Source organism: Rhodococcus baikonurensis (assembly GCF_040489275.1).
Classification (GTDB): Bacteria; Actinomycetota; Actinomycetes; order Mycobacteriales; family Mycobacteriaceae; genus Rhodococcus_F; species Rhodococcus_F baikonurensis.
Genome location: NZ_JBEUOQ010000015.1, coordinates 56,727 through 79,369 on the forward strand (window position 1 = coordinate 56,727; position 22,643 = coordinate 79,369).

At 62.6% G+C, this 22,643-nt stretch carries 24 protein-coding genes and 1 pseudogene; 14 read left to right on the plus strand and 11 right to left on the minus strand.

Annotated features, from left to right (window positions below; all coding sequences use genetic code 11):
* The first annotated feature begins 21 nt into the window (after nucleotides 1-21).
* The 3 genes from ABWI03_RS26995 to ABWI03_RS27005 all read left to right on the plus strand — a co-directional run bounded on the left by ABWI03_RS26995 (nucleotide 22) and on the right by ABWI03_RS27005 (nucleotide 2,085).
* A complete protein-coding gene (locus ABWI03_RS26995; RefSeq protein ID WP_003943230.1) occupies nucleotides 22-540 on the plus strand; it encodes a MarR family winged helix-turn-helix transcriptional regulator in 519 nt (172 codons plus the stop codon).
* Nucleotides 541-778: 238 nt separating this feature from the next.
* Entirely contained in the window at nucleotides 779-1,162 is a 384-nt protein-coding gene (locus tag ABWI03_RS27000; protein ID WP_298772791.1) for a hypothetical protein, read from the plus strand.
* A gap of 56 nt (nucleotides 1,163-1,218) precedes the next feature.
* On the plus strand, nucleotides 1,219-2,085 hold the full coding sequence (locus ABWI03_RS27005; protein WP_298772793.1) for an SDR family oxidoreductase: 867 nt from the start codon (nucleotides 1,219-1,221) through the stop codon (nucleotides 2,083-2,085).
* A gap of 43 nt (nucleotides 2,086-2,128) precedes the next feature.
* On the opposite strand, the gene ABWI03_RS27010 is transcribed toward ABWI03_RS27005, so the two are convergent.
* Nucleotides 2,129-2,377 (minus strand): DUF3253 domain-containing protein, encoded by a 249-nt coding sequence (locus ABWI03_RS27010; RefSeq protein WP_298772910.1) that lies wholly within the window; start codon nucleotides 2,375-2,377, stop codon nucleotides 2,129-2,131.
* Between the two features lie 103 nt (nucleotides 2,378-2,480).
* Here ABWI03_RS27010 and ABWI03_RS27015 point away from each other — a divergent pair, with 103 nt between their 5' ends.
* Nucleotides 2,481-3,107 carry a class I SAM-dependent methyltransferase gene (locus tag ABWI03_RS27015; protein ID WP_298772795.1) on the plus strand — a complete coding sequence of 209 codons (627 nt, stop codon included), beginning with the start codon at nucleotides 2,481-2,483 and terminating at the stop codon, nucleotides 3,105-3,107.
* Between the two features lie 115 nt (nucleotides 3,108-3,222).
* Complete coding sequence (locus ABWI03_RS27020) at nucleotides 3,223-3,693, plus strand: hypothetical protein (RefSeq protein ID WP_095971782.1); 471 nt, start codon at nucleotides 3,223-3,225, stop codon at nucleotides 3,691-3,693.
* A gap of 39 nt (nucleotides 3,694-3,732) precedes the next feature.
* Here the strand turns inward: ABWI03_RS27020 and ABWI03_RS27025 are convergent, their stop codons facing one another.
* Together ABWI03_RS27025 and ABWI03_RS27030 are read right to left on the minus strand one after the other, a co-directional pair.
* On the minus strand, nucleotides 3,733-4,422 hold the full coding sequence (locus ABWI03_RS27025) for an Imm52 family immunity protein (protein WP_298772803.1): 690 nt from the start codon (nucleotides 4,420-4,422) through the stop codon (nucleotides 3,733-3,735).
* Nucleotides 4,422-5,339 (minus strand): LysR family transcriptional regulator, encoded by a 918-nt coding sequence (locus ABWI03_RS27030; RefSeq protein WP_235170687.1) that lies wholly within the window; start codon nucleotides 5,337-5,339, stop codon nucleotides 4,422-4,424. Before ABWI03_RS27030 ends, ABWI03_RS27025 begins: the two co-directional genes overlap by 1 nt.
* Before the next feature lie 110 nt (nucleotides 5,340-5,449).
* On the opposite strand from ABWI03_RS27030, the gene ABWI03_RS27035 reads away from it, so the two are divergent.
* Genes ABWI03_RS27035 through ABWI03_RS27045 form a run of 3 tightly spaced genes read left to right on the plus strand, consistent with a single transcriptional unit; the run spans nucleotide 5,450 to nucleotide 8,427 of the window.
* Nucleotides 5,450-6,661 (plus strand): YbfB/YjiJ family MFS transporter, encoded by a 1,212-nt coding sequence (locus tag ABWI03_RS27035; protein WP_298772806.1) that lies wholly within the window; start codon nucleotides 5,450-5,452, stop codon nucleotides 6,659-6,661.
* Nucleotides 6,662-6,706: 45 nt separating this feature from the next.
* Nucleotides 6,707-7,735 (plus strand): NAD(P)H-dependent flavin oxidoreductase, encoded by a 1,029-nt coding sequence (locus ABWI03_RS27040; RefSeq protein WP_298772808.1) that lies wholly within the window; start codon nucleotides 6,707-6,709, stop codon nucleotides 7,733-7,735.
* Entirely contained in the window at nucleotides 7,732-8,427 is a 696-nt protein-coding gene (locus tag ABWI03_RS27045) for a hypothetical protein (protein ID WP_298772810.1), read from the plus strand. The genes ABWI03_RS27040 and ABWI03_RS27045 overlap by 4 nt, the downstream gene beginning before the upstream one ends.
* 18 nt (nucleotides 8,428-8,445) lie before the next feature.
* Here the strand turns inward: ABWI03_RS27045 and ABWI03_RS27050 are convergent, their stop codons facing one another.
* The 3 genes from ABWI03_RS27050 to ABWI03_RS27060 form a co-directional block, all read right to left on the minus strand.
* The gene (locus tag ABWI03_RS27050; RefSeq protein WP_298772812.1) at nucleotides 8,446-8,931 is read right to left on the minus strand and encodes a hypothetical protein; all 486 of its coding nucleotides are present in this window, start codon (nucleotides 8,929-8,931) and stop codon (nucleotides 8,446-8,448) included.
* A gap of 20 nt (nucleotides 8,932-8,951) precedes the next feature.
* A complete protein-coding gene (locus ABWI03_RS27055) occupies nucleotides 8,952-10,787 on the minus strand; it encodes an acyl-CoA dehydrogenase (RefSeq protein ID WP_296554096.1) in 1,836 nt (611 codons plus the stop codon).
* A 395-nt stretch (nucleotides 10,788-11,182) separates the two neighbouring features.
* Complete coding sequence (locus ABWI03_RS27060) at nucleotides 11,183-12,205, minus strand: zinc-dependent alcohol dehydrogenase family protein (protein ID WP_200312988.1); 1,023 nt, start codon at nucleotides 12,203-12,205, stop codon at nucleotides 11,183-11,185.
* 134 nt (nucleotides 12,206-12,339) lie between these two features.
* Between ABWI03_RS27060 and ABWI03_RS27065 the strand changes: the two genes are divergently transcribed.
* Entirely contained in the window at nucleotides 12,340-13,236 is an 897-nt protein-coding gene (locus tag ABWI03_RS27065) for a helix-turn-helix transcriptional regulator (RefSeq protein ID WP_298772816.1), read from the plus strand.
* A gap of 28 nt (nucleotides 13,237-13,264) precedes the next feature.
* Here ABWI03_RS27065 and ABWI03_RS27070 read toward each other — a convergent pair whose 3' ends face one another.
* Nucleotides 13,265-14,464 (minus strand): MFS transporter, encoded by a 1,200-nt coding sequence (locus ABWI03_RS27070; RefSeq protein ID WP_298772818.1) that lies wholly within the window; start codon nucleotides 14,462-14,464, stop codon nucleotides 13,265-13,267.
* A gap of 178 nt (nucleotides 14,465-14,642) precedes the next feature.
* Here ABWI03_RS27070 and ABWI03_RS27075 point away from each other — a divergent pair, with 178 nt between their 5' ends.
* A complete protein-coding gene (locus tag ABWI03_RS27075; protein WP_298772820.1) occupies nucleotides 14,643-15,728 on the plus strand; it encodes a PQQ-dependent sugar dehydrogenase in 1,086 nt (361 codons plus the stop codon).
* 108 nt (nucleotides 15,729-15,836) lie between these two features.
* The gene (locus tag ABWI03_RS27080; protein ID WP_124567230.1) at nucleotides 15,837-16,241 is read left to right on the plus strand and encodes a DUF4259 domain-containing protein; all 405 of its coding nucleotides are present in this window, start codon (nucleotides 15,837-15,839) and stop codon (nucleotides 16,239-16,241) included.
* 25 nt (nucleotides 16,242-16,266) lie between these two features.
* Here ABWI03_RS27080 and ABWI03_RS27085 read toward each other — a convergent pair whose 3' ends face one another.
* Complete coding sequence (locus ABWI03_RS27085) at nucleotides 16,267-16,950, minus strand: SDR family oxidoreductase (protein ID WP_095971784.1); 684 nt, start codon at nucleotides 16,948-16,950, stop codon at nucleotides 16,267-16,269.
* Between the two features lie 80 nt (nucleotides 16,951-17,030).
* Here ABWI03_RS27085 and ABWI03_RS27090 point away from each other — a divergent pair, with 80 nt between their 5' ends.
* Nucleotides 17,031-17,657: a TetR/AcrR family transcriptional regulator gene (locus tag ABWI03_RS27090; protein ID WP_296554100.1), complete on the plus strand. Its 627-nt coding sequence runs from the start codon at nucleotides 17,031-17,033 to the stop codon at nucleotides 17,655-17,657.
* 13 nt (nucleotides 17,658-17,670) lie between these two features.
* On the opposite strand, the gene ABWI03_RS27095 is transcribed toward ABWI03_RS27090, so the two are convergent.
* On the minus strand, nucleotides 17,671-18,108 hold the full coding sequence (locus ABWI03_RS27095; RefSeq protein WP_095971718.1) for an SRPBCC family protein: 438 nt from the start codon (nucleotides 18,106-18,108) through the stop codon (nucleotides 17,671-17,673).
* Nucleotides 18,109-18,195: 87 nt separating this feature from the next.
* Nucleotides 18,196-19,161: a DUF8129 domain-containing protein gene (locus tag ABWI03_RS27100; RefSeq protein ID WP_095971719.1), complete on the minus strand. Its 966-nt coding sequence runs from the start codon at nucleotides 19,159-19,161 to the stop codon at nucleotides 18,196-18,198.
* Nucleotides 19,162-19,444: 283 nt separating this feature from the next.
* Here ABWI03_RS27100 and ABWI03_RS27105 point away from each other — a divergent pair.
* Nucleotides 19,445-20,341: pseudogene (locus tag ABWI03_RS27105) on the plus strand (SDR family oxidoreductase).
* 39 nt (nucleotides 20,342-20,380) lie between these two features.
* Here the strand turns inward: ABWI03_RS27105 and ABWI03_RS27110 are convergent.
* A complete protein-coding gene (locus ABWI03_RS27110; protein ID WP_296554103.1) occupies nucleotides 20,381-21,007 on the minus strand; it encodes an FMN-binding negative transcriptional regulator in 627 nt (208 codons plus the stop codon).
* Nucleotides 21,008-21,086: 79 nt separating this feature from the next.
* Between ABWI03_RS27110 and ABWI03_RS27115 the strand changes: the two genes are divergently transcribed.
* Nucleotides 21,087-22,421 (plus strand): aminotransferase class I/II-fold pyridoxal phosphate-dependent enzyme, encoded by a 1,335-nt coding sequence (locus tag ABWI03_RS27115; RefSeq protein ID WP_296554104.1) that lies wholly within the window; start codon nucleotides 21,087-21,089, stop codon nucleotides 22,419-22,421.
* Nucleotides 22,422-22,643 lie beyond the last annotated feature (222 nt).

Here is a 22,643-nt window from a genome sequence, read left to right on the forward strand (position 1 = left end):
GTTAGGTGCCATATTAGTTGCATGGCAGTGGACGGAACCGATCACGACTCACCCACGTTGGATCAGGCGCGGAGGCAGTTGGAGCATTACGGCCTCGGGTCCGATCCGCAGGCGGTGCTGGTTGCGGTGCGGCTGATCTCGGCGGGGGCGCGACTCGGTCGAGCGACCGAGGTTCACTTCGCGAGGTATGGACTGTCGACCGGCCGTTATCGACTGCTTGCGGATCTGGAAGATCACGACGGGGAGAAGTCTCCCTCGCGGCTGGCCGCTGATCTCGGCGTCTCGCGAGCCACGGTCACCGGGCTGGTCGATGGGCTCGAGCAGGAGGGTTTGGTTGCTCGGCGTCCGTCCGCCGAGGATGGGCGTGGTGCGGTGGTCGTCCTGACTGCTCGTGGCGCTCAGCGTTTACGTGACATGGCGCCAGAGCACTTTGCCCGTCTCGAGGAAATGGTCGACGAGCTCACTGTCGACGAGCGTGCGGTCTTTCTGGATCTGCTCTCGCGGGTCGTTCGCGGTATCGGTGCGCTGACTGCGGAGTAGTCGGCTGGGATTCCAGGCATTCGCATAGCGATTCGAATCGTCGTTGATTCTCGACAAAGGCTTCTCTTTCCATGCCCAAATAGTTAGCCACCTAATTACAATCGGAAAGTTGGTCTCCTTCATGTCCGGACTCACCCCACCGATCCGTCACGAAAACAATAGGGAGATAACAGATTCCAATCGACGCGTCCCGGTTGCCGGTCGTCGCACCGCACGACCTTTCACCCTGTGGAGAGAGGTGCTGGTCGCCTACCTTGCCCCTGCATTGATGGCGGGTGCTGGCGGAGTCGCATCCGGCCAATCGGGCCTCACGATGGCGGCCTTTACGTCCATCGCGGGCACGTCGGCTGTGGTGGCGTTGCTGATCGGCTCCTGGCTGCAGCGTCACGGGAGGTCACGACCGTGGACGACGGCCCTGCCTCGCATCATGGTGGCGGCAATTCTTGCCGTCGGAGCCGCTGTAATCGCAGGCCTCGTCGGGTGGTTCGCCTCCCGTTGGCTACCAGATCACACGAGCGTGGTCGACACTGCTTGGCTTGCTCGCCTGCACATCGACCTGCCGATATCTGCCGCTGTGGCTGCCGTCATCGTGAGTTGGCGATGGCGCCGTCAGAATCCCTGACCGACAACACATGTCAAAGATCCCCAGGTTTCCTGGGGACGACCGAAAGGAACACGATGATCGTCATCATGGGAGCGTCCGGAACCACAGGCGGCGCGTTGCTACGCAGTCTCGCATCCTCGGGTGTGCCGAGTAGAGCCCTGTCCCGCGACCCGGACAGGCTGCGCGCTCACCTGGGCGACTTGGCCGACGGTGTGGTCGAAGTAGTGCCGGCCGACGCCGCAGACCCAACTTCGCTACGTACGGCTTTCCAAGGGGCCGAACAGCTTTTCCTCGCCATGGCCAACGGCCTCGACCAGGTCGAGCTCGAAACGCGTGTGATCGACGTAGCCGCTGAGAGCGGCGTCGAACACATCGTCAAGATCTCCGACCCTGCCGCCGCGGCCGACTCCCCCATCGCTCTCTCCCGCGGCCACCATGCCGTCGGCGAACACCTGCGCGCATCCGGACTCCGTCACACCCTGCTCCGCCCTTACGCGTTCATGCAGAATTTGTTGCTCCTCGCCCCGGGGGTGGCTGCGCAGGGGGTCATTCTGGGCGCGATGCGAGACGCGCCGTGCAACTGGATCGACTGCCGAGACATCGCCGACGTCGCCGCCGCCGTGCTCACACGCGCCGACCTCGCCGGCGGCACCTACGTCCTGACGGGCAGCGAGGCGGTCGGCTACGGCGGCATCGCCGATTCTCTGACCCGCATGCTCGGTCGCCCCGTCCGATACATCGACCTGCCACCGCACGAACTGCGGCAAAACCTCGTCGATCATGCCCACATGCCTCCGTGGCTGGCTGAGCACATTCTGGAGATCCAGGAGCTTGCCATCTCGCGCCCGGAGTCACCCACCGACACGGTGACACGTGTGCTGGGGCGTGAGCCACGAAGCCTGGATGCGTTCCTGCGTGAGCATCTGGACCGTTTCCGCTGATTTCACGCTGCGAGAGCGGTGTCGCCAGAAGTCACGCGGTTGATCAACGAGCCCACCGAATTCTGATCGGACCTCGTGCGGATTCCGGGTCGACGACTTCGCCGCCCTGGGTGATCTGTACTTCGCCGTCGGCGACCATGTGGCGGGCAGCCTCTCGGACGGGTTCCATCAGCGGACGCCAATTGTCGGGTGCCGCTGCGCGAGCCACGTCAGAGGGGCAAATGCTCGACGTGGGCGATCGCGCACTGAGCAATTCGCGGATCTTCGCGGACAGATCCTTTTCTGCCACCATATGAGCCAGCTTCCGATCGTGACCGTTCGCAGTCAACACCGCGGCAGGCTTTACTTCGGCGAGTTGCGAATCAGGTCGGCTCGCATCGACGATCATTGACGGAATGGAGAACGCGAGCGCACTACGAAGAGACATCGTCCGAGATTCGTACTCAGCCCGATCCCAGGAGTACACAGATCTCTTCGGCCACATGGATTCGACGCACGCATCTGATCGGGCACTGGTGACCAGTTGGGCCGCCACATTGACCGGCCGTGTGCTCGACGCCGGGTGTGGGCCGGGGCAGTGGACGGACTTCCTGGCCCAGCGCGGGCTGGCCGTGAGTGGGATCGATCTGGTGCCGGAGTTCGTCGAACGCGCTCGCGATCAATACCCAGACCTTTCCTTCGAGGTCGGTGGCTTCGAGGCATTGGACGTCGAAGCGGATTCTCTGGGCGGCGTGCTGTCCTGGTACTCACTCATTCACCACCACCCGCAAGATATCGAGACACCGCTCGCGGAATTCGCGCGTGTGATCCGCCCAGGCGGTGGGTTGCTGGTCGGCTTCTTCGAAGGCGCAAGCGTCGAGGCTTTTGATCACGCGGCGACAACTGGCTATCGATGGCCGGTGGCTGAACTTTCCCAAGTGCTGGTCACAGCTGGTTTCGACGTGATCGAGACCCATACCCGGACGGGGAGCGGCTACCGGCCGCACGGCGCAATCACTGCCAGTCGGCGCAGCGGCGAATAACGGTTCGAGGCAGAGCGGAACTGTCCTCTTTCATTCATTTCGTCCGAGTGGTGTGCTGGATGAGTCACTCCTCCGTATTTCAGCACCGGATCATCCACAGTTGAAGGAAGGCGCCATGACCACGATCCATCTTCACCAGACGACCACCGCGACGCCCGAACAGGTCCTCGCCGGCCTGACCGACTTCGGGCCGGGCCGTGAGGAAATCTTCGGCCGCAGCGCGGACAGTTACCTGAAAGTGCACCAACAGGGCCCCCACGAGGCTGATGTAACCGAGGGCTCGAGCGGCATCTGGGAACGCCTGCACTACGACTGGACCGACCCGCATCGCGTCGTGATGACAACCACCGATTCCAATCTGTGGGGTGGTGCCTCGAGCCACACCTACACCCTGACCCAGCAGCCCACCGGCCTGACCGATGTCGACGCCGTCGTGGTCCGCGACGGCAAGAACATCAAAGGAAAGCTCCTGGCATCGGTACTCGGGCTCTTCGGCACTCAGGTGTTGGGAAAGTCGTTCACGAAGTCCATCGAGGCCATCGAAGCTCGCAACGGCGGCGCGAAGAGACAGCCGGGAGAGGGCTGAGTTCTTTACCGATTCGCGGTCATCGTCGATAGCAACGTTTCAGAAGACTGCCCGATCCAATGGACGGGGCAGCGGTTCCAGCGCCCCGGCGTCACGGAGGCGTTCGTATGCCCGAAGGACTGTATCGACGGATCCGATCTGAAGCAGTACGCCCCGGCCCGGCACTGCGGAGGTTGTGACTCCCAACTCGGCAGGGAGCGCATCTGCCCTGGCTGCCGAGAGAAAACCGACTCGGCCCACTACGGGATCACCGACGCGATAGTCGGACTCGTCTTCGAGAGCGTCGAGGATGTTGTCGTCGGTGACGTCTCCGAAGTCCGGTTCCCAGACAGCGGCGAGCATCCGAAGTAGTTCTGTCTCAGGAACTTCGGCGGCAGCTGGCGCGCTGACAGCGAGAACCATCGACTGAAGGACGATTTCAGGTTCGCCGCCCGCCAGCCCGGAGAGTTCGAGTTCCCATTCTGGGCCACCGCCGGATGTGAGTCTCAATCCGATTCCCAGACGATCCGACCAATTCTCGGCAGTCCGTGCATTGTCGAGCACCTGGGTCAGTTGTTCGACGGTCAGGGTGGTGGCAGGTCCGGATGAGTGGACCTGTTGCCACGACCCACCGACTGCCTCCGGCAACAGGAACTCGACTTGTTCCAGGGTTCGCCGCCACCGGATCGACACGGCCTGAACCGATTCGGGCCGCCGTCCCCAGAACACACGAATTGCACGTCGTGCCATCAATTCCTCCGGTAGGGATCGTCCTTGGGTAGCCATATTCCGTCTTCTTGGATTCCGAGATCAGTGACGTCCCGAGTGAGAGCGTCGACGGCGGCGAGAACAGCAGAGCGCGTCTCGTTCTCGCGGCACAGGAGCGACCACGTCCAGACTGCTGCCGGGTCGACCATTGAACGTGCGGTGAGGTCGGTTGGCAGCGTTGTGGTCTGACCCTTGGGTGAGTTGACCACGGGGCGGCCGATAGCTCGGACGTGATCGAAGAATGCGGGGCCGGTGATCCCGCCATCGTTGATGCGCAGGATCTGCGCGCCGGTATCGCGGGCGAATTCTTCGGCAAATACATTCCACGACCACCAGGAGGTGGTGTCGTCGTCGACCAGTAGGACGACGTCTCGCGCCTGCACCGGCGTGGTGTCCGCACCGGAGGAGACCGCGTGAATCCGATCCGCGCCGAGCAGGCGGGCCTTCAAACCATGTTGGGCTACATCGGTTTTCCGCACCCAGGCGATAGCAAGGTCGAGGCTACCGTCTGCCACCCGCGTGGCCTGCGCGTGCGAGGGCACCACCCACGGGTCGACGTGCAGTTGCGCAACCCCTGAGGTGCGCGCGACGAGATCCGTGGGAAGCCAGTTGACGTAGCCGATCCGGACGGGCTCAGCTCCGGACAGACGTTCCGCGCGACGGCGTAGATTCTCGGCTCGCTCGAGCAGCGCGCGGACGTCGGGGAGCAGCGCAGCGCCGGCCGGGGTCAGGGCGACGGAGCGGCGGTCGCGGACGAACAGCTTGACGCCGAGGTCGCGTTCGAGTGCCTTGATCTGCTGCGACAACGAGGGTCCGGCTATCAGTAGCCGTGCCGCGGCTCGGCCGAAGTGCAGTTCCTCGGCGACGACCTCGAAGTATCTCAGCTGACGCAGCTCCACAATCCCAGATGCTACGTGCCCGGATGCTACGTGCGGTGGGAGGTTGCGCCTATCAGTCAGGAGCAAAGCGGTCGTGGCGGTCCGGCACGAACGAGGCACAGGATAAGTCCATGACCTCAGCCCAGAGCGCGACTTCTCCGCGAACGCACGCAGTCCAAGCCGGCGCTGCGTTGGCCGCGAGCATGGGCATCGGTCGGTTCGTCTACACACCGATCCTGCCGCTGATGCACTCTCAGGCTGGTATGTCCGCCTCGCTCGGCGCCACCCTGGCCACGGCCAACTACGTCGGGTACCTCATCGGTGCGCTCGCGGGAATCTTCATTCCCGGGGTGGTGCGTTCGGCAGCGGTGATGCGTACGTCGTTGGTGGTTCTCATTGCGACGTTGGTGCTCATGCCCACCACACACGACGGATCGATGTGGTTTGTCCTCAGGCTCGTCGCAGGCGTCGCCAGCGCACTCGTCTTCATGATCGCCGTCAGCGCTTTGCACGCCCACCTTCGGGGAACGTCCCACTTCCTGGCCGGGTGGGGGTTCGGCGGAGTCGGGCTGGGTATCGCCTTGTCCGGTGTCCTCGTGTTCGTCATCCGCTTCATCGGCACCTGGAGTACAGCCTGGCTGGCATCTGCGACCCTCGCAGCGGTGTGCGCGGTCGTAGCCTGGAGACTGACACCGGAACCACGTCCGATCATCACACCGGACGCACCCGCAACTATCGGTTCCCAACGCACACGCCGGTGGTTCACGCCCTTGTTCATCAGCTATTTCCTGGAAGGCGTCGGCTACATCATCGCGGGCACGTTCCTTGTTGCCGCAATCGATCTCGCCGCACCCGAATGGGTGGGCAGTGGTGCTTGGATAGTGGTCGGGTTGGCTGCATTTCCGTCATGCGCCTTGTGGGCGTGGCTCAGCCTGCGTTGGTCGCGGCCGACTCTGCTGCTGGCTGCACTGTTGATTCAGGCGGTGGGCATAGCGCTTCCTGCTGTGATCGGCGGCGTCGGCCCTGCGTTGATCTCCGCTTTCCTGTTCGGAGTGACCTTCCTCGGTGTCGGGTCGATCGTGTTGGCCATCGGCGCGCACCTGCAGTTCCCTCGCGCAGTGGCGTTGCTGACTGCTGGGTACAGCGTCGGTCAGATTCTTGGTCCGCTCGTTGTCACTCCGCTGCTACGAGACGGGTACCGCGACGCTCTGCTGCTCGGAAGTGCCGTCGTCTTTGCCGCGGCAGTGGCTGCCGCAGCCTTGCGATACCGATTCCCTTCCGATCTCGATGCGGGCCCTCGGACGGTCACCTCGAATGAGAAGGTAGTTTTTGATGTCAGATGACGAAACCGCCGGAGCACTGTCCGGCGTAGGACTGGAGATGTTCGAATGAGTGCACTCACAACCGATCTCGACCTGAAAGTCCCTGTCATCGCGGCCCCTATGGCCGGAGGAGCCTCGACTCCGGCTCTTGTCGTGGCCGCCGCGCGCGCCGGCGGCCTCGGCTTCCTTGCCGCCGGATACAAGACGCCACAGGCTCTCTCCGACCAGATGGACACCATGCGTACCGAGGGAGTCTCGTTCGGTGTCAATGTTTTTGCGCCCAACCCGGTACCTGTCGACGCCGCCGCCTTCCGAACCTATGCCGAGGCGATTCAGGTAGAGGCAGATCGTTACGGCGTCACACTTCCCGTCGGGGAACCGGTCGAGGACGACGACTATTTCGAGGACAAGATCGATCTCCTCCTGGCAAACCCGGTTCCGGTGGTCAGTTTCACTTTCGGCTTTCCCGCCCCCGGCGTCGTCAAGGCACTGCGCGCGGCCGGTTCGACTGTCGTGTTCACCGTGACCTCGGAGGCAGAGGCACTTCTTGCCGTCGACGCCGGTGCTGATCTGCTCGTCGTGCAATCTGCGGCTGCCGGTGGTCACTCCGGAACCATTACTCCCCTGCAGGTTCCGGCAGAAACACCGATCACCGAACTGATCGCTCGGATCCGTCACCGCACGTCGGTTCCACTGTTGGCGGCAGGTGGACTCGCAACGTCCGCCGACGTCGCAGCGGCCTTGCACGCCGGAGCGGAGGCGGCAGTAGTCGGTACTGTGTTGCTGCGCACCGAGGAAAGTGGTGCCTCGGCTCCACACAAGTCGGCCCTGGCCGACGACTCGCGTGGAAAGACCGTCGTCACAAGAGCTTTCACGGGACGTCCCGCACGGGCACTTCGGAACGAGTTCATCGACCGCTACGATTCACAGGCGCCCGTCGGATACCCGGCCATCCATCATCTGACCAACCCGATGCGCAAAGCCGCTGTTGCACAGGGAGACCCCGAGCGCATGCACCTGTGGGCCGGCACCGGGTACCGTCACGCCACTGCCGAACCGGCAGAGGTCGTGCTTACGCGATTGATCAATCTGTGATGGCGCGGACACCCGACATCACAGTGCCGGAGGTAGTGACGTACGACGGGTTGCCCGGTGGCGCACACTCGCTTCGAGCCAAGCGTCCCGACGTGGCATTTCAACGCCTGCACACATTCCTGGAGGCCTGTGTCGAACCAGTCCGGTTGCCGTCCTGGACGTTCGAGATTCACAAGGGCGGGCCGCCCGCGCCGACCGAGCAGTTGTTCGAGCTTGCCACCGGGATCTTCGGTGGGCCACGACTCAAAGCGCAAACCCATACCGAATGGAACGTCCCACCTGGTTCCGTCGACGACGCGCTCGGTGTGCTTGTCCGGTCCGATGCGGTCACAACCTACGGACATTCTTTGGCGGCACTGACGTACAGCGCGCCCGTACGCCTGATCGACCCGGACACCCGCGTGCCGTTTCCCGACATCACCCCGGACATGTTCGGCGGTTTTGCCGTGGATGGATACGGCCGGACTCTGGGCGAATCTGGAATACGCGCAACCCTCGGCAACGCGGCATCCTCACTGTCCCTGTGGCTCAATCTGCCTGCAGACGAACGGTTGTCGTCCGGCGCTCGTCACCTACAAGACCATCTCCCGTTCCGGCTGTCAGCGAAACACTGGCGTCTCTGGCGGCCGACCCGTCGCGGAGACTCGTACCGTTCCAACAAGATTCCGTCGCCGGTCCCCGACCACGGTTGAATCACGCTGCAAGCATCCTCATCTCGGGCAGAGTTCGCCGATCTCGGAGACAATGCGATTCGAGCTACGAACCACCCATACCGCGCGCCCGTCTCGCAATGACGGCATCAGAAATCGGTCCTTCTCAATGGGCCAGTGCACAAACGGAAATCCGCCGGCCAGCTCATCCTGGACTTCTCCGGCGATCAAGGCCCTCAGTTCCTGTGCAGACTGTTCGACGTGCGGCCCGACGCACCTGATACCGATCAGAGAACTGGTTCCTGCACTCTTGTCTTTTGGCCGCGGTCCAGCGTCGAGCGCGAGGTGGCACTGACCGTCATCGAGCATCGACACCGTCCACACGCAGTTCTGCATGTACGTATCAGGGCCTTGCCATCGGCATTGCAGATCCCTGCCGACGGCCTGGCACGCCTCGACGACGTTGGTAGGGGCGTCGTCTGGTGCATCCGGCCCCATGATCGGAAAGCTCCATACCCCCACGTAGTCGAAGTCGGGCATATACATGCCTTCACTATGGCACGTTGTCAGAACGCGTCCTCCTCGAGTTCCATGATCTCGTTGTCCAGGGAACCCAGGATTTCTTTGGTCGACGCCAGGACGGGCAGGATGTTCTTCGCGAAGTACGACGCGACGACCACCTTGCCCCGATAGAACGACCGGTCCTTTGCCGACGCATCACGATCCAAGGCTGCCAACGCGACTTCGGCTTGCACCAGCAGTCGCCATCCGATGAGCAGGTCACCTACCGCGTACAGAAAGCGCACCGAGCCGAGGCCTATCTTGTACAACTCGGAAGGCTGGTCTTGGGAAGCCATCAGGTAGCCCGTGAGCGTCCCGGCCATCTCCTGCACGTCGGTCAACGCGGTCTCGAGTAGGACTCGTTCGGCCTTGAGACGACCGTTCCCGGCCTCGCTGTCGATGAACTCTCGTATGCGACCGGCTACGTGAGCGAGTGCAACACCGCGGTCGCGGGCAATCTTTCGAAAGAAGAAGTCCTGCGCCTGGATTGCCGTGGTGCCCTCGTACAGGGTGTCGATCTTGGCGTCGCGGATGTACTGCTCGATGGGGTAGTCCTGAAGATAGCCCGAGCCGCCCAGGGTCTGCAGGCTCTCGGTGAGCAGTTCGTAGGCCTTCTCGGAGCCGACGCCCTTGACGATCGGCAGCAGTAGGTCGTTGACCCGCGCGGCCAATTCGGCGTCTGCACCGGAAACCAATTCGGCGACATCGGCATTCTGATGGGCAGCGGTGTAGAGGTAGACCGCTCTGAGGCCTTCGGCGTAGGCCTTCTGCATCGCCAGACTGCGTCGGACGTCGGGGTGGTGCGTGATCGCGACTCGGGGTGCGGTTTTGTTTGTCAGTTCGGTGAGGTCCGCACCTTGAATTCGTTCTTTTGCGTACTCCAGAGCATTGAGATAGCCGGTGGACAGTGTTCCTGTTGCCTTGGTACCCACCATCATCCGGGCATTCTCGATTACCTGGAACATCTGGGCGATACCGTTGTGCACGTCACCCACGAGCCAGCCGACCGCGGGAACGTCCGTGGCCCCGAATGTGAGTTCGCAGGTCGGGGATGACTTGAGGCCCATCTTGTGTTCGACGCCGGTGACGTATACGCCGTTGCGCTCGCCCAGTTCGAGTGTCTCCGAGTCGAAGTGGAACTTCGGAACGTAGAACAGGCTCAGCCCTTTGGTTCCGGGGCCTGCTCCTTCGGGTCGTGCAAGCACCAAGTGGAAGAGGTTCTCGGCAGTGTCTCCGACGTCGCCGCCGGAGATGAACCGCTTGACACCCTCGATGTGCCACGTACCGTCGCCCTGCTCGATCGCCTTTGTTCGGCCTGCGCCCACATCGGATCCGGCGTCGGGTTCCGTCAGCACCATGGTTCCAGCCCAGCCGCGCTCGAATCCCTCTTTGGCCCAATGTTTCTGCTGTTCGTTTCCGATGGAGTAGAGCACGCTTGCCATCAGCGGGCCCATGTTGAAGAAGCTCGCCGATCCGTTTGCCGCGACCAACATTTCGCCGATCGCCCAGACCAGCGGCGCCGGAGCGGGAACACCGCCCATGCCTTCTGGTAAACCGAGCCGAGACCAACCGGCCTCGTTCACCGCCTCGACGGTCTTGCGTAGCGGTTCCGGGACCACGACCGCGTGATTGGGTGCGTCGAATTCGACAGGGTTCCGATCTGCGTCGGCGAAGGACGCGGCGACCGGGCCCTCCGCCAGCCTCGCTACCTCGGCAAGAATGTTGCGCACAGTGTCGGTGTCGAGATCCCCGTAAGCACCGGCATCCAACAGTTCGCCGATCCCGAGTACCTCGAACAGATTGAACTCGATATCACGGACGTTGCTTTTGTAGTGACCCATTGTTCTCCGACCTTGGTTCGTCAGCAATACGGCTTGTCAGCAATACGGCTCGTCAGCGGTACACAGAAAGCCTGCCCCACAAGGAATTCAGTACGCAACCGTAGGTAGCGACGAGTGACTTTGCTGCGAAGTAGCGCAGCCGTAGATTGCTTTGAAACATTCACTCGTACAATCGGTTTCCGCTGTCGGGGTGCAGATCAGTCGCGTGGCAACCTTTGGCTCAAAGCAGCTGCACGCCAAGCGAAGTGCCCAACCTCACCTTCGGTGTCGTACGCATTTGCGGTGATCAGTGAACATGCTGCTCGGTAAACGATAGGTGCCTCTCGTTGGTAGCCGAGACCTTCCTCGATCTACGCGTGGAGCCCGAGTTCTGCCGTGCGCGCCTTCGGTATCGGTCAGAGGGTGAGTAGCACTTTGGTGGCGCGCCGCTCGTCCATTGCCTGGTAGCCGGCGGCGGCGTCCTCCAACGGGAGAGTGAGGTCGAAGACGATGCCCGGGTCGATCTGGTCGGTCATGATGAGCTCGATCAGTTCGGGTAGGAATCGCCTCACCGGCGCAGGACCGCCGAGCAGGCTCACCGTCGCGAAGAACAGGTTCATGCCGTCGAGTTCGACGCCGTGGGATACCCCGACGTAGCCGACGTGTCCGCCGGGACGGGTAGCTCCGATAGCCTGCATCATCGATTCTTGGGTGCCTACAGCTTCGACGGTCGAGTGGGCGCCGTAGCCGCCGGTGAGTTCCTTGATCTTCGCGATGCCCGCGTCGCCCCGCTCTTCGACGATGTCGGTGGCGCCGAATTGCGTGGCGAGTGCCTGCCGTTCGGCATGACGTGACATGGCGATGATCCGCTCGGCGCCGAGTTGTCTGGCAGCGAGGATCGCCAGGAGTCCGACTGCGCCGTCGCCGACGACGGCGACCGTTTTGCCAGGTCCAGCTTCCGCGGCTACCGCGGCGAACCAACCGGTGCCGAGTACGTCGGAGGCTGCAAGGAGACTGCGGGCCTGCCGCTCAGTCGGTTCTCCGCGGACAGGGACGAGGGTTCCGTCCGCGAGCGGGATGCGAGCGTATTCGGATTGGGTGCCGACCGAGCCCATCATGACCTGGTGGATACAGCGAGACTGAAAGCCGGCCGCGCAGATTTCGCAGGTGTTGTCCGACGCGACGAACGAGCCCACGACGAAGTCCCCAACTTCGATGTCGTTGACGTCAGGGCCGACCTGTTCGACGACGCCCACGTATTCGTGTCCCATCGGCGTCGGGCCATTCAGCTCTTCGATGCCGCGGTACGGCCAAAGGTCGGAACCGCAGACGCAGGTGGCTGTAACGCGAATGATCGCGTCGGTCGGTTCGACGATCACCGGTGCTTCGATCTCTTCAACCCGGACATCGCCGGGGGCATGCATGACGACAGCGCGCATGACGTGGCTCCTCACCATCGGTTTCTTCGTGTCCCTTCAACCTGATCACGATTTGGCGGCCTGCGGGAGTCCTGCGCGATAGTGGTACTGCGAGGGACTCCCTCGCTACCGGTCACTGACTTACCCTCGATGGCATGGACGATCGAGCGCAGGTACGCGAATTCCTCACCTCGCGGCGCGCCCGAGTCACGCCTGAGCAAGTTGGACTTCCGGCCGGATCGAACCGCCGCGTGGAAGGTTTGCGTCGAAGTGAAGTGGCAACCCTTGCCGGAGTGAGCGTCGAGTACTACACGAGGCTCGAGCGCGGAGCGATCAGCGGCGCGTCGCCGGGAGTGCTCGACAGCATTGCGAAGGCACTACGACTCGACGACGCCGAGCGAGCCCACCTTTTTGATCTCGCGCACGCGGCAAGCCCGGTAGCCAGGCCCCCGCGTCGGCGAAATACGAAGTGCTGGAAGCCCCATCAGAGCCTGCAGTGGGCGCTCGATGCAGTCACAGCGGGACCCGCTTTCGTACGGAACGGTCGCATGGATCTTCTTGCGGTCAACACACTCGCGCGTGCATTTTACAAGGATGTGTACGACATGCCGGGGCAGCCGCCGAACATCGCACGCTTCACGTTCCTCGACGAAAGAGCTTTCGAGTTCTATCCGGACTGGAACGCGTTTGCCGAGGTGACTGTCTCGATTCTGCGAACCGAGGCTGGGCGAGATCCGCACAACAAGGAATTGCACGATCTGATCGGTGAACTCAGCACTCGGAGTGAGGAATTCCGGCGGCGGTGGGGCGCGCACGACGTCCGCCATCACGGGGCCGGATTCAAGACTTTTCACCACTCCGCAGTGGGGGAGTTGACGCTTGCTTTCGAAGGTTTGGAGATGGCCGCCGAGCCAGGGTTGACGCTCACGATCTACACCGCAGAGCCGGGATCGCCCTCCGCCGAGCGGATGCAGCTACTCGCCTCGTTGGCAGCCAGTGGCAATGCGGACTCTGCGCCTCACGTGTCGGAGCGTTCGCTGACGGACGGCTGACGAACTGCGCGACGGTTGATGTGCGTCGTCAGTCGACGACGGTGCGCTTCGTGCGTTCCTTACGCAACAGGATCATCAGCGGCAGAAAGTAGAGAGCGGCGAAGCCGGTGCCTACCAACACCGGCCCAGTGGCACCGAGACTCGAGGCGAACGCGAACCCGGCGATCCAGGAGCCGACCGCTGTGCCCAGATTGAACGACGAGGTGCTGAGAGCAGAAGCCATCGTCGGCGCCTGATCGGCATACCGCACAGCCATCCCGATCAGGATGGGATTGGTCGACATGCCGAACAGTCCCAGCATGACCACGAGAATCACTGTCACGAATGAGTTGTACGAGAAGAGGCAGAGCGCACCGAGTACGAGAAACGTCATCGTTGCCGAGGCGAACAAGACGCCGTACTGATGCTTTGCACCGAGTCGGCCGCCGAGATTGGAGCCGACGAACGCACCGAGTCCGTAGCCGACAAGTACCAGTGGCACTGCCGACGCGACAAGGCCCGTGTTCTCGGTCAACAGCGGCGAGATGAAACTGTATGCCGCCAGCGACGAACCGCATACGACGGTGCAGCCGGACAGAACGAGCCAGATACGTCCGTCCCGCAGGCTCGCGATCTCCGCTCGCCAAGACGGCACCGCATCGGAATCGGAGTCGGCGGGCACCAATCGATGGACAACGGCCGCGGCAACGAGTGCGAGGGCTGCGAGTGTCCAGAAAGGACCACGCCACCCGATGGTTTGGCCGGACAGAGCGCCGAGCGGAACACCGATGACGTTCGCGAGCATGCCTCCGCCCAAGACGATGCCGAGTGCGCGCGAGGAAGACGCCGGGCCTGCCGCTTTCGCTCCGACCACTGCGGCGACTGCCCAGAATGCGCCCGTCGCCACGGCGGTGAGGAAGCGGGCGCCGAGAATGAGTCCGAAGTTGGACGAGAGCGCGACGACGACGTGTCCGATCGCGAAGACAACCAGCGCCCAACTCAAGGTCACGCGTCGGGGAACCCTGAGTGTCAAGATCGCCATCGTCGGCGTGCCGACGATCATTCCGATCGCGAAGACGGTGATCATCAGCCCGACGTTCGCGATCGACGTGTCGAGGTCGCTCGCGATCTCAGGGAGAATGCCGGCGACGACGAATTCGGTTGTGCCCATAAGGAAAACGCCGACGGCCAGCACGTAGATCACGAGCGGCAGGCGGCCGGTTCCTTCGACTGTCGGGACGGAAATCATGAGGTGGTCAGTTCTCTTTCTGTTGACGACGCGCATGTCGTGGCGCACCCGTCCAGGGCATCACGCCTGTCGCCTGCGAGGGAGTCCCGTTCGTTGGGGGTACTCGAAGGGACTCCCGGTGTGGCCGATTGCGCGCTACCGTCGGCGCAAAGACTGCCTGCACCCGGGAGACGCGCCCATGACACGACGACAGATCCGAGGACTGGGCACCGCCGTGCTCGTCTCGGCCTTCCTGACGGCCTGCGGTAGCGAGGATCCTGAAGGGCCCCGTCCGCAGGCAAGCACGACAACACGATCGGCGCCCGCCGCGGCCTTCGGTGAACCCGAGACCGTCACCGACGGCTTGGACGCGCCCTGGTCGATCGCATTCCACGGCGACACACCACTTGTCAGTGAGCGCGACAGCGCGCGAATCCTCGAACTCGACGCCGGCGGAAACAGCCGCGAGGTGGGAGTCGTCGACGGCGTCAGCCCAAGAGGTGAGGGCGGTTTACTAGGGATCGCAGTACGTGAAAACCGCCTGTACGCGTACTTCACCGCGAACGGGGAGAACCGGATCGAACGCTTCGACATCATCGGTGCTTCGGGGGAATTCGCGCTCGGGCCGGCCGAGACGATTCTCGACGGGCTCGCTTCGGCCAACTACCACAACGGTGGTCGCATCGCGTTCGGCCCGGACGGGATGCTGTACGTGACCGTCGGTGATGCCGGTAGTCGAGACAGGGCTCAGGACCTCGACTCGATGTCCGGGAAAATCCTCCGAATGACTCCGGATGGCGGTGTACCGCAAGATAATCCGTATGCCGGCTCGCGCGTCTACAGCTATGGCCACCGCAACTCGCAGGGCATAGCCTGGGCCGAGGACGGCACGATGTACGCCAGCGAGTTCGGGCAGGATACCTGGGACGAGCTCAATGAAATCGAAGCAGGCGGAAACTACGGGTGGCCCGAGGTCGAAGGCATTGCCGGCGAGGACGCGTTCATCGACCCGCTCCAGCAATGGTCACCGGATGATGCCAGCCCCAGCGGAATCGCCATCCACGACGGCACGATCTACATCGCCAATCTTCGTGGCGAGCGGCTCCGGGTTGTGCCGCTGACCGATCTCGCAACGGCCGACGAGCACTTCGTCGACACATACGGACGCCTTCGAGACGTGGCCCTCGCTCCCGATGGGTCGCTGTGGATATTGACGAACAACACGGACGGTCGTGGCGACCCGAACCCCGGTGACGACCGCATCATTCGCGTCCCGTTGCGCTGAGTCGATATACGGCGAACGCAGCACTTTCAGCCGGACGAGCCTGGCCGAGGCCGGTGATTCACTACTATCGCTACGACAGATGACGCGGGCACGGATCGGAGAGACAGCATGGGGACTTGGGGTTCAGGACCTTTCGACAACGACGTAGCGGGCGACCTGCTCAGCGCGATACAGGCGGGTGACTACGACATCGACGATTACGCTCGCCACCCCGACGACGGCTACCTCGATGCCGATGATGCTCAAACAGCCATCGCTGTCGCCGAGATTCTTGCGGTTGCGCACGGGGTTGCGCCGAAGCCCGTGCAGCTGGACGAGATTGACGCCGCGGGGTACGCCGGAACCTTGAGCCCGGAGCAGAAAACCTGGATCCTCAACGCTCTCGAGCGCGCAGTCTCCGACAGCGACACGTCGGAGTTGCACGAGTTGTGGGAAGAGAACGGTCCCGAAGATCTCGAGGCTTGGCGGGCACCGATTCTGAGCAGATTGGCCAGTCTCAAATCGGTGGGATGAGTGTCGCCCGTCGACAGTCTCTCGGTCACTCGGAGTTCGACGACGACAGGCTCTGCTTGACGTACCGGGTGGTGTCGTCGGCGAGAATTTCGGCGAGCCCGCTTTCGATGCCGTCCAGTGCTTGCGCCGCGACATCAGCAGGATCGATCTTCTGTTCGGCGGGTACGCCCGCGGCCATGTCGGTGTCCATGTACGCGACATGGAGTGCCGAGACGGAGATTCCGCGCGGCGCCAGTTCTTCTCGAACGGCGTCACTCATCGCCCATGCCGCTGCCTTCGATGACGCGTAAGACCCCAGTGCGGCAGGATGGAACCAGGACAGCACTGAGAGAACATTGAGTACTGTTCCGCCTCCGTTGTTTTCGATGACGGGAGCAAACGCTCGGGTCACGGCGAGTGGGCCGTAGAAATTGACGTCCATCTCGCGTCGAACGTCATCGATGTCGCCGCTGATCAAGGCCGCGGAGGTGGAGATACCGGCGTTGTTGACCAGCAAGGTCGCATCCGATGCGATTCGGGCCGCAGCCGTGATCGATTCGGCGTCCGTCACGTCCAATTTCAGGGGAATCACGCCGGGCAGGTCGACAGTTTCCGGATTGCGGGCAGCTGCGTACACCTTCGCGCCGCGCTCGACGAGTCCCGCGGCCAAATGCCGTCCGAGTCCACGATTGGCTCCGGTCACAACGGCAACGGTGTTGTTCAGGTCCATGATTTCTCCCAGTGCTGCGGCTAGCGTCGGCTGCTCCGACATTTAGATTATGAATGTAATCTAAGATCGAGTTAAGATAGATGTCAAGTGAAATCCAAGCCGGAGGGATGCTGATGGGTCGCGTATCGCAGCAGCAAGCGGAAGAGAACCGTCGACGCGTCGTGGAAAATGCCGCCCGTCTGTTCCGTGAGAAGGGCACTCACCTCAGCGTCGCAGACTTGATGAAGGCGTCGGGACTGACCCACGGTGGTTTCTACAAGCAGTTCGCGTCCAAGGATGCGCTGATCGACGAAGCTACCGCCCATGCTTTTGCCGAGCTGGCTCAGCTTCACAGTGCGGGGCTCGAAGAGCATGCAGGGCAACGTGACTCTGCCCGGAAAGCTCTGATCGACACTTATCTCTCGGTGGAGCATCGCGACAACCCGGCAGACGGATGCCCCGCTGCCGCGCTCGCCGCCGACATGGCGCGCGAGCCTGCAGACAGCGGGGCCCGTCGGGTTTACACGGAGGGCGTGGGTGATTTTGCCGCAGCCCTGGCTGACGAGGAAGCGGACGGTCTCGTCCGGCTCTCCACCATGCTCGGCGCATTGGTCCTCGCGCGAGCTACGAAGGGATCCCCCCTCTCCGAGGCAATTCTCGATTCCGCGCGCGCTGCGCTGGGTTCGACGGATCGCGAATCGGCGCTGACGTCGGCGACCAAACCCTGACGCAACTTGCCGATCAGAGGGCCTCGAGAGCCCCGGTCATCTTCTTGACTGTCTCGGGTGCCACCTTGGCCTCGAATCCCGCTTTCAACAGTGGGGAGGCGATCTTGGCAGCGCCGTTGAATTCGACGTTCGCTCGGTAGTCGATTTCAGTCGAGTTCGCGCCGATTGCGGTCAAGGTGATGTCGTCAGTACTCGTGGCGGTCTTGTTCTTTCCTTCGAGCACAATGTGATTCGGCTCGTCGGTCACCAAGGTGTAGGTCAGTTCGGTGCCGATGCCGAACAGCTTGGACACGTTGTGCCACTGGGTTCCGATACCGATCGGGCCATCCGAGGTCTGGGTGCAACTCTCGGTGCCCGGATCCCACAGTGGGGCGTTGGCGAAGTCGCGGAGAAACGCGGCCGCCTTCTCGATCGGTACTTCGGCGGTGAACTTTCGGGTGACTTCGACCATGTTTCGTGCCTTTCGATTCGGTTTCGTAAGTCTGGATCTCGCGCATCGGGTTCGACGAGACAACGCCGAGCGTCGCGGTCGAACGATCTAGTTGATACCGACGACTTCCTGGGCGATCGCTGCCAGCCTTGCCTGAGCAGCGGAGACAACGCCATGTCGGTTCTTGTGCGCTTCCTCGTACGCGACGATATCTCGCACTTGGGCGGCCTCGGTCAGTTCCTTCACCGCGGAGACGGCCTGCGCGACGTTGAGTTCGTCGAAGTCTTCGATGGGAAGTTCAGTGGGGTCGAGTAGCCCACTCGACTTTCGCACCGAACGGAAGACGTCTGCGGCGCCGTCCGCGCCCTCTCGGCGAGTGACCTTCTCTGCAGTGGCAATGGCCGCGTCCCTACTGGCAGACAGCGTTTTCACGGTCACGTCGCCGGCATACGCACCCCAGCTGATCAGCTCACCCAATACCGGCGGCGAGGTGCGAACGGCGTCGATCGCACGGTCGAGGCTGCGAGTGGACCAGGAGACGGGAACGTTCACCAGTCGAATGGCTGCGCCTGTGGCCGCTTGGAAGGGAGTGCGACGCAAAGCCGCCGGGCCCCCGAGCGCCTCTTCGGCCAGGACGGTGGTCAGCCACTCCACAGTCGCCGAGTGCGCAGTGATGAGTCGATCGGCCAATGTGGCGACGGTCTGATCGCCGCCGGCTGTGGCCAGGGCTTTGAGGTAGCGCGAGCGGTCGAGGAGTTGATGTTCGAGCGCAAGGTCACCCAGTACAGCTTCGTCGAAAGGTTGGGCCTGTTCGACCATCGCTTTCACTCCTGCTGTCGCTCGCCCGATGAACGGACCGACCAATTCAGGTACGCCACCCAGATCGCGAATTGTGGACTCGATGGAACCGGCCCTTTCACGACCGTTCTCTGCGTTTTCCGTGAGTTCGCGTCGAACAGCTTCGGTTCTGGCCTGAGCGACGCGCGTTTCGGCGACCTGGATCTCGGCGTGCGTCAGTCCGAGGAGGATGCGTAGCTGCGTGATCAAGGCGGACGTGGTTTCGGAGTTGCTCATAACGGGGTCGTCCCTTCGTCGGTGCGTGCTTTACATGATGTTCAGCTTCTGCTCGACGCGTGCTCCGCGGGTCGCGGAGCCACCGCCGCTACGCGGGCTACCCCGACCTACCGCGTAGTAACCACAACGAACAAGTGGGGTCGACGCACCGAGATCGTCGGCGCCAGGACGAGTGAGATCCCGGCCACCCCGAGGTTTCGATTTCTATTCGGCGGGAAGGAGGCATGTGCAGTGCATCCATCCAGAAGCCCACGAGAAACTGCGTCACCCGAGGAGTATCGATATGCCGGACCAGTTCGCAATGCAGGACCCGACCACGCGGTTCCCCGCTCCTGTGCGTGAGCGGCAGGCGGAGATCGCACACCCCGGTCTCACCGCAGACATGATTTCTCCTCCCGACCACGGTGAAAACACCTATCGAGGAAGCGGTCGACTCGAAGGAAGGCGTGCGATTGTCACCGGAGCAGATTCGGGCATCGGGCGTGCGGTCGCGATTGCATTTGCCAGAGAAGGCGCGGACGTTGTCCTGAGTTATCTCGACGAGGAAGAACAGGACGCTCGGGAAACCGCTCGCTGGGTCGAGGAGGCAGGTCGCAAAGCCGTCTCGGTGCCGGGAGATCTCCGAAGCGAGGAACACTGTTCTACTTTGGTCGAAACCGCGGTGCGTGAACTCGGCGGACTGGACATCTTGGTGAACAACGCCGCGTTTCAGATGGTGCAGATGGGCGGCATCGCCGATATCACCACCGAACAATTCGACCGTGTGATGAAAACCAACCTCTACGCACTATTCTGGCTCTCCAAAGCAGCGATCGCGCAGATGGAGCCCGGATCGACGATCGTGAATACCTCGTCCATCCAAGGTGCGTCCCCGTCGCCCGAGCTGCTCGATTACGCCACGACATAGGCGGGCATCATCGACTTCACCAAGGGACTGGCCGCCGATGTCGCACGAAAGGGAATCAGGGTCAATGCTGTTGCACCTGGACCGATTTGGACGCCACTGATTCCGGCGACGATGCCCAAGGAGAAGTTCGAGACGTTCGGGGACGACGTTCCGCTCGGGCGGGCAGGTCAGCCGGCCGAACTTGCTCCCGCCTATGTATTTCTCGCCTCTGGCGAATCCAGTTACACCACTGGGGAAGTCATCGGCGTGACGGGTGGAAAACCGCTCACCTGAATGTGCGACTAGACAAGGCGTACGACGACGGCGTAACGGTCAACCGTTGTCGAGACCCGCTGCGACCATCGCTGCGGCGGTCTCTCGTTCGGAGAATGAGCCCTTCTCCAGACCCCGGATGACGCCGGAGCGATCAGCGGGGGAACGGTTTTGGTTCAACTTCGCTTTTCCGTAGACACGGGTCACGTTCAGTTCGATCCCCACAATCCCTCGCAGCTGCGCATCGACGAACTGCGGCGGCGCGTCGGTGACCTTCCATTCGTTCTCACGGCCGGATTCATGTCGAGCTGTCAGTGCGGTGACGTGCGCACGCAGCCACTGCTCGTCGTCGTGCGCAACCAGTTGGCCGTAGACGTAGAGAACTTCGTAGTTCCATGTCGGGACGACCTTCCCGTGGACGCTCTTGCTCGGGTAGAACTCGGGGCTCACGTAGGCGTCGGCGCCGGGGAGGATCACCAGAGACTCCGATGTCCCGGTGTATCGCCAATGCGGATTCGTCCGGGCGAGATGCCCCTCCAACACGTTTCCTTCGGCGTTGTACAGCAGTGGCATCGACGTGACTTCGAGGGTCTCGGGGCCCGGTGTGACCAGGTGTCCGAATCCACCGGCGTGGAGAGAGTCGCCGACCGCGTCGTCCGAGAGACGGAATTGTCCGGGCAGTATCATGTGTCTCCTCGCAGATTTTTTGTCATGTGACAATGTGTCACAGCGTGGAGGTTTTGTCATGTGCTAATAGAGTGAGCCTGTGACCAGCACTGTGGCGTACCAGGTGAGGCTCTATGTCGTCCGCGGGACAGCGGGCGAGATTTCCGAGGGCATCCGCAATCTCATCAGTGCTGGGGTACTGGCTCCAGGGGATGCGTTGCCGCCCATACGGGCCTTGGCCGACGATCTCGAGGTTCACCGGAACACAGTTGCCGGAGCCTATCGCTTGCTCGTGGCGGGGGGAGTTGTGGAGACACAGGGCCGGCGCGGCAGCTTCGTGCGAGCCATACCGTTCCTGGAAGGAGAAGGCGGTACCGCTCTTCCTGGCAGCGTGGATCTCGCCAGCGGAAATCCTGATCCGGCATTGCTGCCTGATCTCAGAGCCTCGTTGGACCGGACCACTTACACGCCCCGGTTGTACGGCGCCGCAGCCACCGAGCCTCTACTCGATTCCTGGGCACGTTCCTCGATCGAGGACGAGGTTCCAAGGCCGTGCTCGATCACCATCACCAACGGTGCCGTTGACGCGGTCGAGCGACTGTTGACCGCTCATTTGACCCGAGGTGACGCCGTCGCGATCGAGGATCCGTGCTTCCTGGCGAGCATCGGAACGCTCAAAGCCAACAGCTTCCGAGCGGTACCGATGGACATCGACACTTCGGGTATTACCCCGCAAGGGCTGCTGCGTGCTCTCGAAAGTGGTGTGCGCGCGATTATTTGCACCCCTCGTGCGCACAACCCCACCGGGGTCAGCATGAGCGCCGACCGAGCGGCGATTCTCGGAAGCATCCTGGCCGAGTTCCCTCACGTTCTGGTAATCGAGGACGATCACTTCTCTGCCGTGTCCAGCAATCGGTACTGTCGGCTCGCTCCGATGAGCACGACGCGGTGGGCGCTTGTTCGTTCCGTGTCGAAATTTCTCGGGCCCGACCTGCGCGTGGCAGTGGTCGCCTCGGACCTCGACACCGGCATTCGGCTGAGCACTCATCTCCGGTCGGGCGCCAACTGGGTCAGTCACCTGCAGCAGCGCTTGAGTGCTGAACTGCTGAGTGATCCGACGGTGATCGACGGCCTCGCCGATGCTCGCGCTGTCTACGAGCGCCGCCGAACCCTTCTGAAATCTGCACTGTCAGAACATGATATCGAGGTTCCTGACACTTTCGACGGACTCAATGTCTGGGTTCCGCTGGATCGGGATTCCGAACCGATTGTCGAGCGACTCGCCGAGTCTGGCTGGCTCGTGCGGGATGGAAGTCAGTTCTCGGCGACGCCGGGTCAGTGCCACCGGGCACTTCGTGTGACCGCCTCCACCCTCACCTCCGACCAAGCTCGCGAGTTCGCCAGTGCCCTGGCTGAAATATTGGCGAGCCCGTAGTCGTCCAGCTGCACTACGGTGCGAATCTGAGTCTCTCGCGTCTCGACGAAACTACCGGCGACGGCTGGATCGATAGGATCGGTTCGAGCGACGACGAAGGGTGTAATTGTGGCGAGGGCGGTTGTTGTCGGTGCGAGCCGAGGTCTCGGTCGTGCTTTGATCGAGGGACTGAGGAGCGACGGCCACGAATCGGGAAGGCGACGCCTTCACTTCCGACTCTGA